Consider the following 17,238-nt stretch of genomic DNA (forward strand, 5'->3'; position numbering starts at 1 on the left):
TGAACCTTAAGTTAACTTCAAAGGTATAAAATAATCACTTCGGCACATATCTATTATTCCAATCCTTCAAAGGCTTCTCCCATGGACTCAACAACATTGAATAGATTTCCCATCAAGGCATTCTGGAATTCATCATCCAAGTCAATTTTCCATTGGTTGTCTACCTTATTGAGTTTAATGGCAACTGTATTGGTAACGGTATTGTCCTTGTGCTTTTCCATTAGTTCCGTCATAAGTTCTTGCATCATCTCGTCTGATTCCTCTTCTGTCATTGGATCTGAGGAAAAAGCATCCTCAAAAGCTCGTGAGAACATCTCCATAAACATCTCTGAAAACACAATCCCCATATCAATGTTTGTTATTTCAGCATTTACAACTGCAGTATTTCCATCTTCAGTGGAAGACTTGATCTCATATTCAAGGTTTTTGAATATGGACTTAGCTTGTTCTTCCTCTTGCTCAGTCATTTCAGTTGAGTCGTCGGTGTTAATCAACTCATCATACTCAATGTATTTACTTAACTCTTCCTGATCCATATCCTTTATAGCTTCAATAGCATTTGTGACCGCTTGTTCTGGTGACTCCCCTGAGCAACCAGTCAATGTAAAAACCAAAACGAAAACTAGAACTAATGATAACCATCTTCTCATATCTAACCCCTTTCCCTCATACATCAAAACGAAAAGAACCTGTACTTGATCTTGTTCTCCTCACAAAACTCCCTTAGATTCTTTATCCCAAAGTTACCGCTGAAGCGTCTCCTAAACTCCGCAACACCATCCCTGTCTTCACTGGATAGCAGCTGGAAGAGTCTTTCTGTGTTGTAGCTGTCAAAGTCATAGAAATATTCGTACTCGTTATCACCAAAGAAAGCCCCAGGGTCTCTACCTAGGTCTTGGCCTGAGATCTTCAAACACCCATCTTTAACCTCGCACCAAACGTGTATCTGCGTTGAGTGAACTGCCTTGTCACACAATATGAATACATTTGATTCCTCTTGATCCTGATTTTGTTCCTTGGTCCACTTCCTGAGGATAAACTTGGTCTTGTCTATTGGGTATGGCACTTCATGGGGGAGGAAGTGTTCAATTTCCTCAACGATCCCTACCCTTTCGAACCTATCCGGTCCAACCGGCACAACGACCTTGTCTCCTGTTTCTATGTTGCCATCTTCTGTTCTGTAATAATAGGTGTATCCATCCTTGCTGAAGGACACGCTGCAATAGATTAGTTGATCAGGTTTAGCATTATCAGTTTTCATGGCACGGCTCCTTTAAAATCGCATTTTCCCTTTATCGCTTTATTAGAATTCCCGTTACTCATATTATACCGTATTGGCAGCCTATTTCCAGGTATTTTTCACATTTTTCTGATATTAGTGGCTCACGGTGTAGCAGTGGATGATGTATGTGTTTGAAACTCTCTTAACTTAAAAGTCCCTACCAGGTTTTATCCTGGAAGGGACTCGGTGACACAGTCACTATTCTATCTAACATGCCTCTTAAATATTTTTAAGGCCTTCTCATACTTTTCGTCGTCGATCAAATCAAAGGGAAACAGGGTAGTTGATTCAATGTCTAGACCTCTTTCTTTCATTAGTTTCTTATAAAGAAGTGAGAAATTGCTGTCGATTCCATACAGCTGCATAAGATCGTCAATTTCTACTTGGATCCTAGTTATCTCATCCAGATTTCCTTCTCTTGTAACCTTTATCCATTCTGCCCAAAGCTCTGGTAAGATGTTTGATATTGCTGCTATACAACCACTTCCGCCAGCCATTACATTGGGAACGAAGTGATTGTCAAACCCAGAGTAAACTTCGAAGTCATTTCTATGTTCCTTAACTGCGTAGATACAGCTTTTAGTATGTTCAATTGATGTTGTGGAATCCTTCATTCCTTTGATGTTCTTGTGCTTTTTTGCTAGTTTTGCCAGAGTCTGAGGCTCAATATCAAAGCCTGACCTGGCTGGATAGTTGTAAATGTAGATATCTCCGCTGATGTCATTGGCAAGTCTGTCGTAGTATCTGAACGCCTGGTCTTGAGAAATTGCAAAATAATATGGTGGGATGATCATAACCCCATTTGCCCCGCATTCAATGGCAAAATTGCTAAGCTCTACAACTTCATCATAATTCATTGAACTTGTTCCAGCTATGATCTCTACTCTCTTATTAACTTCTTTTATGTAGAGCTCCAGGAACTCTTTCCTGTCCTCATAGCTGATATCAGGGAATTCCCCGGAGCTCCCTAAAGGTATTATCCCATCTACTCCATTGTCTATTAGGAAATCAATCACTTTCCTGTTGCCCTCATAATCAATGCTACCGTCTTCATTGAATACTGTTATTGCTGGTGTTAAGATTTTACATTTCATTTGCTGATTCTCCTTTTTCTTTACCACTTTATTATAAGTCCCGTTACTCATATTATATAGGATTTACAGCTTATTTCTATGTGTTTTTCTCATTTTTCTGATATTTAGTGATTTAACAATCCTCCCGCTTTTTTCTCCGGGAGGATTGCTTTGCTCCATTTTCAATTAAACTATCTCGTTAACCTCAATCGAGTAGGACTTTCCCTTTAGCTTCAGGTTCATGGATCTTGTTTCATTGAGGTTGAAGGTGCTTGCTGCTATGTGGTCCCTGATCTCCTCAATCCTCTTTTCATTCTCTCTGTAGATCTCTGAAGCCTCTTTAGCAGAGACCTTTGAAAAGCTGATCTTGCTTCCTGGTCCCATCTGTGCAACCTTTGAAAGATCCGGGGTGATGACCGTTGCAATCTTGGTGTAGCCACCGGTTGTGGCCCTGTCAGCCATCATGATGATTGGCATTCCGTGACCTGGCACCTGGATTGATCCGAAGACTATGCCATCTGAGATTATGTCAGCTCCATCCTTGTGGATGATCTTCTCCCCTTCAAGCCTGTAGCCCATCCTGTCTGCCTCGTTTGTTATTGAATATGTGGATGAAAGGAATGTTTCTATTGACTCCTCAGGGAAGTGGTCATCCTGGGGTCCAAGAACCACCCTGACAGAATCATCCTTCCTGTACTCTGGTATCTGTACATCCTTAAGGTAAGATCCCTTGGAAAGGGTCAGGTCTCTCTCAAAGCCTATCTGGTCTCCATCTGAGAGTTTCCTTCCTTCAAATCCACCAATCTTTCCCCTTGTGAAGGTTGACTTTGAGCCCATGATAACCGGGACATCCAGCCCTCTTGAAAAGGCAATGTAGGACCTCAAGCCGGACTTGACCCCTCCAAAGGAGAGTAGGTCACCTTGTCTTACAAGGATGGTCTTCCACATTGGCGCCGGTCTTCCGTTTATCTTTGGAGCCATGTCCGCTCCAGTTATGGCTATGACCTCGGAGGAATTGAACTCAAGGGTCGGACCCATGAAGGTTGTCTCAAGGACAGCCTCTGACTCTTTATTTCCAACAAGGATGTTTGCAACCCTTGGTGAGAAGGGGTCTATTGCCCCTGCAACGCTCATTCCAAACCTCTGATAGGAGTATCTTCCAAGATCCTGGACTGTTGTAAAGAGGCCTGCTTTAAGTACTTTAAAGGACATCCAGACGCACCTCCCCATTGTGGATTATATTGACTTCATACTTGTTTTCATTTATAAGCCTTTGAATCTCCTTGTACTTATCCTCTGATATGGGCTTAAACCTTACGTAGTCACCGGCATTAAGTAGGACCGGAACCTCAGCCAGGGGATCGTAGAGCTTGATTGGAGTCCTTCCAATAAGCTGCCATCCTCCAGGACTGTCGATTGGGTAGATTCCCGTCTGTGAGGCTGCTATGCCCACTGAGCCTGCAGGTATGATGGTCCTTGGGACCTCAAGCCTTGGTGTTGCAATCTTTTCACTCATTCCACCAAGGTAGCCAAAGCCTGGTGTAAAGCCCAGCATGTAGAGAAGATAGTCCGTTGAGCTGTGTATCCTTATAACCTCCTCCACGGTTAGGTCATTGTGCTTTGCAACAAATTCAATGTCCGCACCGTAGTCTCCACCATAGCAGGTTGGAATCTCAACAATCCTGTAGTTGTCCTCTCCACCTTCTCCAACAGACCCCATAACCTCCTCAAGGCCTTGGACCATCTTCTCAAAGTCCGAAAGCATTGGGTCATAGATCACCTGGATTGACCTGTAGGTGGGAATCAGCTCCCGTAATCCTTCAGGTGGGTTGTTCTCTATTGCAGTAACCGTGTTTCGTATTCTCTTGTTTATCTGGACAGATATCTCATTCCCAAACTCCATTGTAAGGGCTGAGTCTCCTGCCGGCAGGTATTTGACTTTATCATACATCTAATCACTTCCTATCCCCAAAGAGCCGCTAGTCCTGACAGGGACATGACTCCAAGGTATGCGGTTATAAGGACTACCAATATTCCAAGTGCAAAGAGCCATTTTGGATGCTTGTAGTCTCCGATTATCTCCTTCTTTGTGGATGCCACAAGCATTATTCCCAGGGTTACGGGAAGAATAAGGCCGTTAAGTGAGCCCGCAATTACAAGAAGGGTTGCCGGTCTACCAATTGTTATCAATATGATTGTGGACACTGCAATAAAGCCTATGATCCATTTGTTTACATGGTCACCAATTGCAGGTGTGAAGGTCTTTAGGAATGATACTGAAGTGTATGCAGCTCCAACTATAGATGAAAGTGCCGCTGCAAATATTACCATTCCAAAGAGCTTGTAGCCTATTGTTCCAGCTGCCTCCTGGAAGGCTGACGCAGGTGGGTTTCCTGGATCAAGTGCAAAGCCCTTGGAAACAACCCCAAGTACTGCAAGGAATAGAAGTATCCTAACAATTGTGGCTATACCCATTCCCATGTAGGCTGACCTGTTTATCTCATCCAGGTTCTCCTCTCCGGATATGCCGGCATCAATCAGTCTGTGACCGCCTGAGAAGGTTATATAGCCTCCCACTGTTCCCCCTACTAGGGTTATTATGGCAAGCATAGGTAATTGGTCAGGAACAAATGTCCTTGCGACTGCCTCTCCAACCGGTGGGTTTGTTGTGACTGCAACATATCCAACAAGAAGAATCATTGCTCCACCTAGGATCTTGGTCAAGGTGTCCATTGCCTTACCGGCTTCCTTTGAAAGGAAGATCACTATTGCAATTATTGCCGCTATGGCAGCACCTATTGTATGGTCGAATCCAAAGAGGACCTCCATTCCAAGGGCAGCTCCCCCTACGTTACCTATATTGAATGCCAGCCCTCCAAGGGCTACAAGAAAGGCCACAAAGTATCCAAGTCCCGGGAATACCTTGTTCGCGATGTCCTGTCCCCTAAGGCCCGATACACCTATTACCCTCCATACGTTAAGCTGAGCAATCAGTGACAGTATTACGGAAGTAAGTATTACAAATCCAAATGTTGCTCCCAGCTGCTCTGTAAACACCGCTGACTGGGTCAAGAATCCTGGTCCTATTGCAGATGTTGCCATCAGAAACGCCGCACCTAAGAGTACCGAATAATTTTTTGATCTTGGTTTTTTAGCCATATGTATCCCCTTTCTAGATGAATTTACCTATTGGAGCCACTTCAATTCCTTCCTTCTCAAGGCTCTCCCTTATGAATTTAACAAACTGGACTGCCTTTGGGTTGTCCCCATGAACACAGATTGAGTCTGCCTTGATATCGATCAACTGGCCGTCAATGGCTTCAACCTTGCCTTCCTTGACCATCCTTTTGATCCTTTGGAGAGCCAGTTCCTCGTCGTGGATTACAGCTCCTTCAATCTTCCTGTTTACAAGGGTTCCGTCATTGTTGTAGGCCCTGTCTGCAAAAACCTCATGGGCAACCCTTATTCCCTTCTCCTCTGCCATCCTCGCAAGTAGGCAGCCACTTAAGGCCATAAGTATAATGTTTCCATCATACTCCAGGAGTCCTTCAATTATTCCCTCAGCCATCTCCTCATTTACGCTTGCGGTGTTGTAGTAGGCACCATGTAGCTTTACGTGCTGAAGGGTTGTTCCGTTAGCCTTTGCAAAGGCTTCCAGGGCTCCCAGCTGATACAGCATGTAATCCTTGGCCTCCTGCCTTGTGATGTCCATTTTTCTTCTTCCAAATCCAAGCAGGTCTGGATATCCTGGATGTGCCCCGATCATTACCTTGTTCTGGACTGCCAGCTTGACTGTCTTTCCCATGATCATGGGGTCCCCTGCATGGAATCCACAGGCAACGTTTGCCGAGGTTACATATTTCAGCACCTCTTCATCCATTCCCATCTTGTAGGCTCCGAAGCTCTCTCCAAGATCCGAATTCAAATCTACCATCGCTTTCACAATTACACCTCCCAAAATATGTGGTAAAAACGAAAATATAACACATTCTACACATTTGCAGAATATATTGACAATAGTATATCACAGAAATATTTTAATTATTAGACTTTTCCCATTATTTTTCTATATTTTTGCTGGTTTTCCGTGCAAAACAAAGATCCCTTGCAACAATAATTGCAAGGGATAAAATCCAAACCACTATATGATAATGCATGCTTGTCTATGCTTCACACTTACCCAGAAACTCCTCCCACTCCTGGTATATTCCCCTTAGGTCATCATCAAGGAAACCAAGGGCCTCCTTCTTAAGGTCCTCTGGGACTCCGTAGAAGGCCTCCGCTATTGAGCCTGCTATTGCTGCTATGGTGTCGCTGTCTCCTCCGATTGATATGGCAGTGCGGATTGCATCCTCAAAGGATTCCGACTCAAGGAATGCCTTGATCGCCTGTGGTACGCTACCCTTGCAGGATACGTCAAAGGAGTAGTTCTCCCTGATATCATCTATCATAAAGTCAAGTGGGTAGTATTCTGTGGAGATCTTCTCGGAAATCTCCTCCTTGGTGAATCCATGGCCTGCCATGTAGATTGCCATGGTGGTAGCCTCCGCTCCCTTTAATCCATCCTGGTGGTTGTGGGTTACCTCTGTTATTGCCTTTGAAAGGAGGATTGCTTCCGTTTCAGTCCTTGCTGCAAGCCCTGCAGGGCTGATCCTCATGGCCGAGCCGTTTCCAAAGCTGTTGTAGGGCTGTGGATTGTTTGAGAACAGCCAGCCACGGTATCTTCCACCAAAGCCTGCATAGGGATAGTTCCTTCCGATCTCCTGCATGTATTTTACTGACATCTTCCCAAGGAGATTGTAATACTCCTGGCTGAAGCCGTATCTTCCCGGTGATGGCTCCACCATCTTTTCCGTTTCCATGATCGCCTTTGCTACAGCTGCCGTCAGCACCGTGTCATCTGTGAAGCTGCATTCATGGTTGAACAGCTGAAAGTCCTTGCTCTTGCGGTTTTTCCATTCAAATCTCGATCCTGCTATATCTCCAATGATTGCTCCCAGCATGAATATTCCTCCTTAAAAATATGTACTAATTTGTATGACATCCATATTGATTATACCCACAACCACTCCAAATTAAAGCATTTTGTCTTTTGTCAATTTATGTTTTCGTCAAATAGGTCTTGGATATATTGGTAATCGATTCTACCTTGGTTATCCCGATAAAAAAATGGGTCTTTTCGAATAATCTCATCCGAGTTGATATAGAGTTCATCATAGACATTACCATCAATATCATAGATAGTGGTTCTAAATGAATATCCAACATAGCCCACTGAAACCTTGTACTTCTTAAGTGAGACCTCATTAAGATTATCAATGATATGCTTAGTGTCAACTGTATCTGTTATGGTGATGGCATCACCGGTATTCCCATTAAAGACAGTAATCTTGGATACCTCTGATGGTTCAATGTCAATTATTTTAGTTGGTGCATTCCACCAAATTCCAGATCCCATGAAAATCGCCAACAATATTAATATTCCTCTACGGTATTTTTTGTCGTCCATTACCCTTCACCTCTTGACTATAACATACCACAATATGGATAATTTATTCCAAAATGCTATGTTTTACCTACATAAATTCCTTATTAATGCCTTAAGTTGAGTTGATGTATTCATAACAGAACCTCCAGAAATTGTCTTAGCACTGCTTCAATTCTCAAAATCTCTGCATATTTAATCAGTTTGTTGATATCCTTATCTTTTCTAGTTAGATAATTTTTAACACCTTCATTCACTACTGCAGGATCCTGATTGTTCCTGTCCCGTAAAATATCACAAATCGTTCTCTCCTTATCATATGCTTTGATTTTATTTCCAAAAATTGTTTCCACTTCGCAAACACCTAAATTAAATAAATCTTTTTTTACTGTGTGAACTCTAAGCCCATCTTTTTTTAGTCGGCTAGGATTATATCCACTTGGAACGGTCACAACATACTGCAATGGGTCCCAATCAGTAAGGTCGTGTAAAAAGAGTGACGTTTCATGAGAATAAATCATCTTGCTCCTTCTTAGCTGAAGAATCATCATTCTGTCTTCCCAGTTATCAGGAGTGATGTAGACTCCATGGGCGACACGTTCCAATTCACCTTCTCTTACCAACTCCCTTAAGTACTCTCTATGAATATTGTTCTCTTCAGCTGCTTTCGTTGTAATTACTCCATTATACTCTTCCACTAATTCCCTCAGAATATCTGCACCATCCATCATTACACCACCCTTTTGTCTTTCGTGCTACTATTATATTTTATGTTAGCACGTTTGTCAATTTTGTGAATAATATAAACATGAAATACTCTGTGATAGCCCAATAAATTAGACTATTTGAAATTTTTTAACACTACTTTCATGATATAATCATCTCAACAAATCCTATTAATGACGGTGGTGATTCCATGAAGATGAACTGGAAAAAGATAGTTATATTTGCCCTTGGTGTTCTTACTGCAATTGTTCTGTTCTTCGGTATAAATCTCTACCTTGCCCTTGAGGGAAGCCCCTTTGAGAAATGGCAGGAAAGAAGAGAGGTTGTAAGGATCTATGAAGAGGCGTACGGTCAGGAGTTTGTGGTTGAGGAATCCAACTTTGATTTTAAGAGAAATGAGTTTGAGTTTACCCTCTACCCTAAAGATGATCCTGACATTACCTTCAGGACAAGCCTAAATACCATGCGGTATAAGGATGCCTACGGTGAGGTCAGATCCAGATCCTATATTCACGAAATGGTCTCCGAAGCCCTTGGTTCTGATTTTGATTATCTGGGCTATACCATGAATGTATTTGAGGATCGTAATTCAAGTTATGTATTTGAGCCAGATCTGCAAAGGAGACTTGCAATGAACAGCTATACGGTGGATTTTAGCTGGGATGTGGAAAAGATTGACAGCAATGAAATCGATCCAGTATTTGAGGATATTGTCTCAAGGATAGATGATGCCATTGATTTTGATGTTGAGGAGCTAAAGGTCCGTTCTTCAGTGTATGATGGTGAGGATTATTATTTCAAGGATACGGTTATAGTTGAATAGAAACTATTTATATTTAGATACCCTGCGTTGGGTATCTTTTTTCTGTGTTTGTTTTGCATGGTAAAGTGCGAAAATGTTTATTGACCGATTCGGTCGATAGTGGTATTGTTAAGGTAGATAAACCGATTCGGTCGAAATATAGGTGAGGTGAAGTTTATGGAGAATTTTCTATCGCTCCCTGGTGATAAGCAAAAGTCAATTAGGGATGCAGCATTAAAGGTATTTGGTGAAAACAGCTACAAGAAGTCATCTGTCAAGGATATTGCTGATGAGGCGGATATCTCCAAGTCCATGGTGTTTCACTACTTTGGGACTAAGAAGGACCTTTACCTGTATCTTGTGCATTACTGCTCGAAGGTCTTAACAGGTCCCCTCACAAGCATACAAAAGGATCTGCCCAGGGACTATTTTGAGAGAATGAAGGTTGCCACAGAGAAGCAGATGGGGGTATTGAAGGAAGAGCCATTTTTTCTTAAGTTCCTTACTACAATGCTATCTGAATCAGATCCTGAGATATCTGAGGAGCTTCAGACCTACAGGGAATATGCAGCGTCATTTCAAAGCAGCTACGCCCTTGATGACATTGACTTTTCAAAATTCAAGGATGATGTTGACCTGAAGGTCGTTTTGAGGATGATGGTGTGGATGGCTGAGGGTTTTTCCAGGAATGTATCCCTGGAAAGTGAGGATACCTTGGATAAGTATATCGATCAATTCAAGGAGTCCGTAGAATTGTTGAGAAAAAACCTGTACAAGGAGGAGTATCTATGAAGGAACCTATAGTTGATATCAAAAATCTCAAAAAGTATTACGGAAAGCAAAGAGGTATTGAGGATGTAAGCTTTTCAGTCCAGGAAGGAGAAATATTCGGATTTATCGGTCCCAACGGTGCTGGAAAGTCAACCACCATCAGGACCCTTCTGGCTCTCCTTAAGCCAACATCAGGAAGCGCCACAATATTTGGCAAGGACTGTATCAAACATGCCGCAGAGATTGCAGGTGACATAGGCTACCTTTCAGGTGAACCAAGTTATTATGAAAATATGAAAGTAAAGGAATTCCTAAGATACTCAGCAGAACTGTACGGAAAGAAAAATACTTCAAGGTTGGATGAGCTCGCTGAGAGGCTCCAGCTTGATATGAACCGCAAAATCGAGGACCTTTCCATGGGAAACAAAAAGAAGGTTGGAATCATCTCAGCCCTCTTGCACTCTCCAAAGCTTCTTATTCTGGATGAGCCTACAAGCGGGCTTGACCCTCTGATACAACAGACCTTCTTCCAGATTCTCCGGGAGGAGAAAGAAAAGGGCACAACCATACTTTTCTCATCCCATGTCCTTAGCGAGGTTCAGAAATTGTGTGACAAGGTTGCAATCATCAAGGAGGGTAGAATCATCGATACCCAAAGCATAACTGAGCTACGAAAGAACGGATACAAGAAGGTATCCATTGTAACTGAGAATCCCCTTGTTAGGGAAGATCTGGATCTTGATGGCGTTGCTGACCTTACCATTTCCAATGGCAACACCTCCTTTATATACATGGGCCCTGTCGTTGAGCTTCTATCAAAAATCAACTCATTCCCAGTAAGGGATGTATTCATTGAAGAGCCAACACTGGAGGAGATCTTCCTCCACTATTACCAGTAGGAGGTGACGATTATGGTTGTTTTCAAATATGAACTAAAACAGATAAAAAAACTCATTATTGCCTGGTCCCTTGTGATGGCTGTTCTTGTGTTTCTTCTTGTACCAGTATATATGGATATTGGAAAAAGCGTAGGTTCTGACAGCCAACAGCTAGAGCAGGTCATTTCAGATAATCAGTTCCTTCAGGCTGTCGATATGAGTGCTGAGTTCCTGTCCAAGCCAATCGGCATGTACGGATTCCTCAACGGATGGTTTTTTGCACTGGCTGCATCAGTACTTGCCATGCATGTGGGCTTATCGGTCAATACCAAGGATTTTGCTGGTAAGTCAGCTGATTTTATTTACACCAAACCCTTGGACCGGGGCAAAGTGTTCCTGGCGAAGCTGTTTGCAGCATCAGTGGGGGTGTTTACAGTTGGAATCGTGTACTTTGTATCATCCTACGGAGCCCTAAGGATAAACCTACCGGAGGGGTTTGAGATGTGGATGTTTCTTCATATTGCCTTTTCACTTATTATGCTCCAGGCAATATACCTGGCCCTGGGAATACTTGTTGGGGTCATATGGCCAAGAAACAGAAGACCTCTACTACTTTCAGTGACTGTTGTATTTATTACTGTTGTAATCGGGACCTTTGCCGCAACCATGGGCTTTGACTGGTTACTCTTTCTATCGCCTCCCAAATTCTTTGGAGGATCGATAATTGCAAGCCTTGGTGGTTACGATATGAGATTTGTATACTGGCTCTTTTTCCTTGTAATAGCCTTTATCTCATCTGGTTACTTCATTTTCAGGAAAAAGGATCTTATTACCGTCTAAAGGGAGGTGTGTGAATTGAAATCAATAATATTTAAGGAATTAAGACTCCAAAGAAAGCTTATCCTTATCTGGTCCTTTATCCTCATCCTTACAGCTGCCTTTGGAGGGATCGAGTTCAAGGGTCTTCAAAACCAGATGGATATGCTTGAAACCACTGTTGCAGATTTCCCAAGAATCGTCAAGATCATGTTTGGTGTGGATGCATTCCCCATCAGCACTCCTCTTGGGGGATACGCCAGCATGTTCTACTGGTATCAGCTGGTACTCTTTGCTTTGGCGGTCTACATCGGATACTATATTGTTTCAAGGGATGAAAAAGATAGCTATGCTGACTTCATATACACCAAGCCCTATGACAGAAGGACAGTACTGCTCTCAAAGGGTGTAGTGGTTCTGATAATAAATGCTGTATTTGCAATCCTAACGGCTGTGGGTACCGTGATATTCCTTGTGCCTTTCATTGCCGATGGATCAAGCTTAATTCCACATATAGTCACCTCAACAATTGGAATGTTCTTTACGCAAATAATCTTTTCAGCTGTTGGAATGTTCTTTGGGTCCATAACCGGACACTTCAGAAAAGGCATGCTTGGAGGCTTTATGGTTCTGATTATCGCTTATGCCATTGCATTTTCAATAGAGTTTGTTGGCAATCTGGATCACCTGAACTTTCTTTCACCTGTCAGATACTTCAATCTTGCTTCCCTGGCTGAAGGTGGGTTTGATCCTCTCTATCTAGCTCTTTCAGCCATTTTGGTTGGAGGGTTGATGCTCCTTGCTGTCAAGAGGCTTGGAAAGCGGGACCTTATTTAGAATCAATCCATTTGATTTGTTGCAATTATGCAATATAATCAAATTATAAGCACAAGCTGATTCTAATGAGTGCATTGCTAGGGAGGGATATTTATGAAACCAATAATTGGAGTTACCATGGGAGATCCTGCAGGGGTTGGCCCTGAAATAATTGCAAAGGCACTAATGGATAAAGGAATCCTTGAGCTTTGCAGGCCTGTTGTGGTTGGAAGCAGGGCTGTGATGGAGGAAGTTCTTGGTATTTGTGGACTGGATGCGAATATCAATGTACTTGATGAAAAAGAATTTCTATACAAGGATGGGTCAGTAAACATGATAAACATCGATAATGTTGACATGAAAAGTCTTATCCGTGGAAAGGTCAGCGGAGGTTGCGGGAGAGCGGCCTTTGAGTACATTGAAAAAGCTGTGGAGCTTGCCCTGGATGGAAAGGTAAGTGCCATTGCAACAGCACCTGTAAACAAGGAGTCACTTAGGGCTGCCAATGTACCCTATATCGGTCATACTGAAATGCTTGAAAAGCTTACTGGCGTCACCAATCCCCTGACCATGTTTCAGGTTGAAGGCTTAAGGATATTCTTCCTCACAAGACACGTGTCCCTGAGAAAGGCCTGTGAAATGGTCACTGATGATAGGGTCTACGAAATGATAAAAAGATCCTTTGCAGCTATTAAGAGACTTGGCGTGGAGGATCCTATTCTTGCAGTTGCAGCACTTAACCCTCATGGTGGAGAGCATGGACTCTTTGGGGATGAGGAGGAGAATGAGATCAAGCCTGCCATTAAAAGAGCAGCTGATGAAGGATACAATGTGGTGGGTCCCCTTCCTGCCGATTCGGTCTTCCACTTTGCAGCCATCGGAAGATATGATGCTGTCATATCCCTGTATCACGACCAGGGCCATATCGCAGCCAAGATGCTTAATTTCGAAAAGACGGTTTCAATCACAAACAATTTGCCCTTCCTAAGGACCTCAGTGGACCACGGGACAGCCTTTGATATTGCAGGCAAGGGTATTGTCAGTGAAGCCAGCATGATTGAAGCAATCAGGCTGGCTGGGGAGTATGCACTTACTTATCTATAGAAAAAATCCTATTGCTCAAATAGGATTTTTTCTATAGATATCTTTTAAGTTCTTTGTAAAAATTTTCTCTTGTACCTGCCATTATTATTACAATAATTTCACCATTTTCAAGCATTAAAACCCTATAAGCAATCTCATAGTTTGTCTTGTTATGATAAACATCGACTGCCATTATTCCTTCCAAATCACCTTTTTTATATTTCCCATAATATGGATTTTTTCTAATTTCCTCTATAGCTATCTTGAATTTTTCTTTAAGTGATTTATCTTTTAATTTCTTAAAATACTTTTCAGCTGCTGGCATATATACAATAGGAAGCATGCTCAACCTCCTATTCTTCATCAAAAATATCAGCTGTGTAATCCACGTAATCCTCAGCTACTTTTCTGGCCAATTGGTCAGCCTCTTCTATCATCTTTTCAACTGCAGGACGAACCTTTCTGTTTACTCTTTTAAACTCCTTCAGAAGCTCCTCTCCACTATAGCCTTGGCTTATCAGATCCCTTAATATTTCCTCTGCAAAATCTGATTTTTCATTCCTTATGGGTAGGAGTATCAGCATTCCATCAGTATAGATGCACTCCATTTCCTTGTCGATCTTAAGTGCATCATAATACTTGGCAGGGATTGTAATCTGTCTTTTGGATGAAATCTTGATTCTCTTTTTATCATATTTTTTAATATCTCCAGGTTTCCTGGCCTCCATAAAGCACCTCCGAAAGTAAATTTTCTTTGTTTCCTTACTTTTAGGATAAGCTAACCCCTTAATATTGTCAATGACATATTTTGGGGTATTCATTAGGACAGCCCGAAAGTTTCAGACTGCCCTTTTAGTGTCTACCTTATTGGAAATGTAATTGGTTCAAAAGGTAAAGTAATTGGATCAAAGGTTGGGTCAATTGGAATCATATCCAGCATTTCTACGTTCGGTATAAAGAACTTCCTTGTCTCTCCAGGTTGAAGAACAGTTCCCGTATCCTTGGATGGGAATGTCTCAACGCTGTGTTTTCCACTGGAGTCCTTTTTAAGCCTTGCAAGGGTCAGCGCCTTGATTTCTGCGGTGTCCCATGTGGATGTGTTCTGGACCTCAATATACCAATGCATTCCCTTTGCAGGCGGCCAATGCTCTTCAGCATAGAATGGTAAAGGAACATCCAGCTTGAGGGTCTTGCTGTAGTCTATGAACACTGATTCATTGGGAGTATCCCAAACAACAAGGGGACTTTGTGTACCTGTGCCTATTGTAACTTTGAGTTTGTTCCTTGAAAAGTGTCCTGTCTCAATATGGATCCTTGCGGAAAAGTCATGGTCTGATCCAACACGCTCCACAGGGATTACCAGGTAGAATCTCATAAACTCGAAGTTTTCCGCAAGGTCATCGTATGAAAGTGTAAAATACCCATTCTCGGTTGGTCCCCACAAGTCACTCCAGCTGTTGAGGAACTTTACGGTCTCTGTATTATCATCATATCCCACTACAGTCACTGCGTGCTGTTCATTAGGCTCCTCACCTTGTATATTGTAGAGCCATCCAGCTGCAAGCAGCGGTCCATAATTCCTCAATCCATACCTGATGTTTTCAATGGTGGGCTCAAATTCCTCGCTTTCCATCATACGATAGTATTTTGCCAGGGAGTTGGTCCATCCGTTTGGCTGAGGCATATTGCTGTAATCGTAGTAGATGCTGCCATCAGCTTTTGTTATTTTAACTGCTTTGTCATAGTCAGTGTGTGCGTAAGCCTCAGGGCAGAGTCCATTGTTCTGTAGCAAGGATTTGGAGTCCACAGGCCCTCCATCGGCCAACTGCTCCTGTCTGCTGTGAAGATACCAGAAGGAGACATCAGGTGTGTATGGGTGCTCCATTTCCTTTAGGATATTCATGATGTGAACCATGGTCCTACCTGCGCAGCCTCCGGTGTTGCTCTGATTACCCTGGAAGGTGACATAGGGCGAGTAATCGCATCCGGTGTCCCATATGATAATACCCCTGTGCAGTTCAAAGTTTATAATGCCGTCCTGGCCTGCAGGTCTTACATCAGCTATACTCACACCTTTCTGGACGGACAACGAATCAAGGTATATCTTGGCCGAATCGTATTCCTTGTCTATTAAAGATCGATTGATCCCCTCCTTGACCCAGTTTGGCAGTAGTGCCAGATCTGTCTGGGACAAGTTAAATCCGGGAATATTCAGCCCTGTTTCAGCTTCGGCCATATCAGTTGTAATCCTCACAATCCGTTCTATACCATCCCACTTGACGTCTCCTCCAAAGGATTCGCTTACAAATCTAACCGGTACAAGAGTCCTTCCATTTACAATGCTTGGAGGAACATCAAGGATAACTGACTCTCCATTCACCCATGCCTCCCTATTCCCTATGTACAGGACTATTGTGGTGTCTCCTTTGGTTGAGGTCACTTTTCTTTCTATTGGGTCCCATTGAACATCAGCCTCAAGGCTTTCGAATATGGCCCTAAGAGGGACTAGGGTTCTTCCATCCTCAATTATTGGGGGACTGTCAAATGTAACCTCATTCCCATTTACTATTATGCTTATGGGTTTTTCTTCCTGTTCATTTGCAAAGGCTGCAAGGTATGGTAGATTCATCAAAAGCAGCCCCAGAACAAGTAAAAATGAAATCCTTTTAATCCATTTGGCATTCATTTTTCTGCCTCCTTTTCTCTTAATAAATACTCATAATTGATTTGTCCTCTCACCTCCCAATCCTTGTTCTGCTCTTGGCCCTATTATTCTATCCACAAAAAAACCGACCTAAATAAAAGGTCGGTTTCGCTATTCGCTCATTTGGAGTCAAGCGTCCATCTAATGGACTCCAAAATCAAGGCGCCCATTCATCTAAAGTATATTCTGCTTTGATTACTTGATACCCAAAAAATCAGCTCAACAATTCATTTTCCTGATCAATATCAATCAATTTCCAGTCCCATGCAGATTGAGTCGAAGAATTCCCCCTTTATGCAAAGGTCCCTTGTCCTTATTCCCTCCTGGATAAAGCCCAGCTTTTCATATGCTGATATTGCTGAGAAGTTGTCGGACCTTACCCTGAGGTTTATCTTTCGGATTATCCCCGTGTCCCTGCTCCAATCGATAAGATACTGGATCAGGGCCTTCCCTACTCCAATGCCCCAGAATTCCTTAAGGACAGTCACTCCGAACTCACCCACATGCTCGACCCTTTTTCTCGGCCCTCCTGCAAAGCTTAGGTTGCCGATGATCCTTCCATCCTTTTCCGCAAGGATAAAGAGGGCATTCTTCTGGCTTGAGATGTTCTCGATGAACCTTTCCTCCTCCTTAACGGTCTTTTCAAACTCACCCCGCCCGAAGGTAATGAAGTCGGATTCTCCACCAACCTGCTGCAGGTACCTGATTATGGGAGGTGCGTCCTCCTTTGTCGCCCTTCTTATGATCATTTTACTTCCGTCTTTCAATTCTATCTCTTTCATGGGCCGCCTCCGGTCAAATT

Annotated in this window: 20 protein-coding genes and 1 riboswitch; of the genes, 6 read left to right on the forward strand and 14 right to left on the reverse strand. The window is 42.7% G+C overall.

Annotated features, from left to right (window positions below):
* Nucleotides 1–53 precede the first annotated feature (53 nt).
* The 10 genes from ACKVDP_RS10515 to ACKVDP_RS10560 all read right to left on the reverse strand — a co-directional run bounded on the left by ACKVDP_RS10515 (nt 54) and on the right by ACKVDP_RS10560 (nt 8,568).
* Nucleotides 54–650: a DUF5105 domain-containing protein gene (locus ACKVDP_RS10515; protein WP_409228806.1), complete on the reverse strand. Its 597-nt coding sequence runs from the start codon at nt 648–650 to the stop codon at nt 54–56.
* Between the two features lie 23 nt (nt 651–673).
* Entirely contained in the window at nt 674–1,261 is a 588-nt protein-coding gene (locus tag ACKVDP_RS10520) for a hypothetical protein (protein ID WP_409228808.1), read from the reverse strand.
* A 224-nt stretch (nt 1,262–1,485) separates the two neighbouring features.
* Entirely contained in the window at nt 1,486–2,376 is an 891-nt protein-coding gene (locus ACKVDP_RS10525; protein WP_409228810.1) for a dihydrodipicolinate synthase family protein, read from the reverse strand.
* Nucleotides 2,377–2,541: 165 nt separating this feature from the next.
* Entirely contained in the window at nt 2,542–3,567 is a 1,026-nt protein-coding gene (locus ACKVDP_RS10530) for a 5-oxoprolinase/urea amidolyase family protein (RefSeq protein WP_409228811.1), read from the reverse strand.
* The gene (gene pxpB / locus ACKVDP_RS10535; RefSeq protein ID WP_409228812.1) at nt 3,557–4,306 is read right to left on the reverse strand and encodes a 5-oxoprolinase subunit PxpB; all 750 of its coding nucleotides are present in this window, start codon (nt 4,304–4,306) and stop codon (nt 3,557–3,559) included. Before pxpB ends, ACKVDP_RS10530 begins: the two co-directional genes overlap by 11 nt.
* Before the next feature lie 11 nt (nt 4,307–4,317).
* A complete protein-coding gene (locus ACKVDP_RS10540) occupies nt 4,318–5,514 on the reverse strand; it encodes an NRAMP family divalent metal transporter (RefSeq protein ID WP_409228813.1) in 1,197 nt (398 codons plus the stop codon).
* 13 nt (nt 5,515–5,527) lie between these two features.
* Nucleotides 5,528–6,289 carry a LamB/YcsF family protein gene (locus ACKVDP_RS10545; RefSeq protein ID WP_409228827.1) on the reverse strand — a complete coding sequence of 254 codons (762 nt, stop codon included), beginning with the start codon at nt 6,287–6,289 and terminating at the stop codon, nt 5,528–5,530.
* Between the two features lie 229 nt (nt 6,290–6,518).
* Nucleotides 6,519–7,358, reverse strand: a complete 840-nt coding sequence (locus ACKVDP_RS10550) for an ADP-ribosylglycohydrolase family protein (protein ID WP_409228814.1) — start codon at nt 7,356–7,358, stop codon at nt 6,519–6,521.
* A 92-nt stretch (nt 7,359–7,450) separates the two neighbouring features.
* A complete protein-coding gene (locus tag ACKVDP_RS10555) occupies nt 7,451–7,864 on the reverse strand; it encodes a hypothetical protein (protein WP_409228815.1) in 414 nt (137 codons plus the stop codon).
* 110 nt (nt 7,865–7,974) lie between these two features.
* A complete protein-coding gene (locus ACKVDP_RS10560) occupies nt 7,975–8,568 on the reverse strand; it encodes a type IV toxin-antitoxin system AbiEi family antitoxin domain-containing protein (RefSeq protein WP_409228816.1) in 594 nt (197 codons plus the stop codon).
* A 188-nt stretch (nt 8,569–8,756) separates the two neighbouring features.
* On the opposite strand from ACKVDP_RS10560, the gene ACKVDP_RS10565 reads away from it, so the two are divergent.
* The 6 genes from ACKVDP_RS10565 to pdxA all read left to right on the forward strand — a co-directional run bounded on the left by ACKVDP_RS10565 (nt 8,757) and on the right by pdxA (nt 13,753).
* Nucleotides 8,757–9,389 carry a hypothetical protein gene (locus ACKVDP_RS10565; RefSeq protein ID WP_409228817.1) on the forward strand — a complete coding sequence of 211 codons (633 nt, stop codon included), beginning with the start codon at nt 8,757–8,759 and terminating at the stop codon, nt 9,387–9,389.
* 156 nt (nt 9,390–9,545) lie between these two features.
* A complete protein-coding gene (locus ACKVDP_RS10570; protein WP_409228818.1) occupies nt 9,546–10,160 on the forward strand; it encodes a TetR/AcrR family transcriptional regulator in 615 nt (204 codons plus the stop codon).
* Nucleotides 10,157–11,038 carry an ABC transporter ATP-binding protein gene (locus ACKVDP_RS10575; protein WP_409228819.1) on the forward strand — a complete coding sequence of 294 codons (882 nt, stop codon included), beginning with the start codon at nt 10,157–10,159 and terminating at the stop codon, nt 11,036–11,038. The genes ACKVDP_RS10570 and ACKVDP_RS10575 overlap by 4 nt, the downstream gene beginning before the upstream one ends.
* A gap of 12 nt (nt 11,039–11,050) precedes the next feature.
* Nucleotides 11,051–11,857: an ABC transporter permease subunit gene (locus tag ACKVDP_RS10580; RefSeq protein ID WP_409228820.1), complete on the forward strand. Its 807-nt coding sequence runs from the start codon at nt 11,051–11,053 to the stop codon at nt 11,855–11,857.
* 15 nt (nt 11,858–11,872) lie between these two features.
* Complete coding sequence (locus ACKVDP_RS10585; RefSeq protein ID WP_409228821.1) at nt 11,873–12,670, forward strand: ABC transporter permease; 798 nt, start codon at nt 11,873–11,875, stop codon at nt 12,668–12,670.
* A 93-nt stretch (nt 12,671–12,763) separates the two neighbouring features.
* On the forward strand, nt 12,764–13,753 hold the full coding sequence (gene pdxA / locus ACKVDP_RS10590; RefSeq protein WP_409228822.1) for a 4-hydroxythreonine-4-phosphate dehydrogenase PdxA: 990 nt from the start codon (nt 12,764–12,766) through the stop codon (nt 13,751–13,753).
* A gap of 31 nt (nt 13,754–13,784) precedes the next feature.
* Here pdxA and ACKVDP_RS10595 read toward each other — a convergent pair whose 3' ends face one another.
* The 4 genes from ACKVDP_RS10595 to ACKVDP_RS10610 all read right to left on the reverse strand — a co-directional run bounded on the left by ACKVDP_RS10595 (nt 13,785) and on the right by ACKVDP_RS10610 (nt 17,218).
* Entirely contained in the window at nt 13,785–14,075 is a 291-nt protein-coding gene (locus ACKVDP_RS10595; protein ID WP_409228823.1) for a type II toxin-antitoxin system RelE/ParE family toxin, read from the reverse strand.
* A gap of 10 nt (nt 14,076–14,085) precedes the next feature.
* Nucleotides 14,086–14,460, reverse strand: coding sequence for an AbrB/MazE/SpoVT family DNA-binding domain-containing protein (locus ACKVDP_RS10600; RefSeq protein WP_409228824.1), 375 nt, complete (start codon nt 14,458–14,460; stop codon nt 14,086–14,088).
* A 131-nt stretch (nt 14,461–14,591) separates the two neighbouring features.
* On the reverse strand, nt 14,592–16,418 hold the full coding sequence (locus ACKVDP_RS10605) for a stalk domain-containing protein (protein WP_409228825.1): 1,827 nt from the start codon (nt 16,416–16,418) through the stop codon (nt 14,592–14,594).
* 109 nt (nt 16,419–16,527) lie between these two features.
* Nucleotides 16,528–16,613: riboswitch (cyclic di-GMP riboswitch) on the reverse strand.
* A gap of 68 nt (nt 16,614–16,681) precedes the next feature.
* Nucleotides 16,682–17,218: a GNAT family N-acetyltransferase gene (locus tag ACKVDP_RS10610; protein WP_409228826.1), complete on the reverse strand. Its 537-nt coding sequence runs from the start codon at nt 17,216–17,218 to the stop codon at nt 16,682–16,684.
* Nucleotides 17,219–17,238: the final 20 nt, after the last annotated feature.

This window comes from Gudongella ferriphila, from assembly GCF_046224405.1.
Lineage (GTDB): Bacteria > Bacillota > Clostridia > Tissierellales > Tissierellaceae > Gudongella.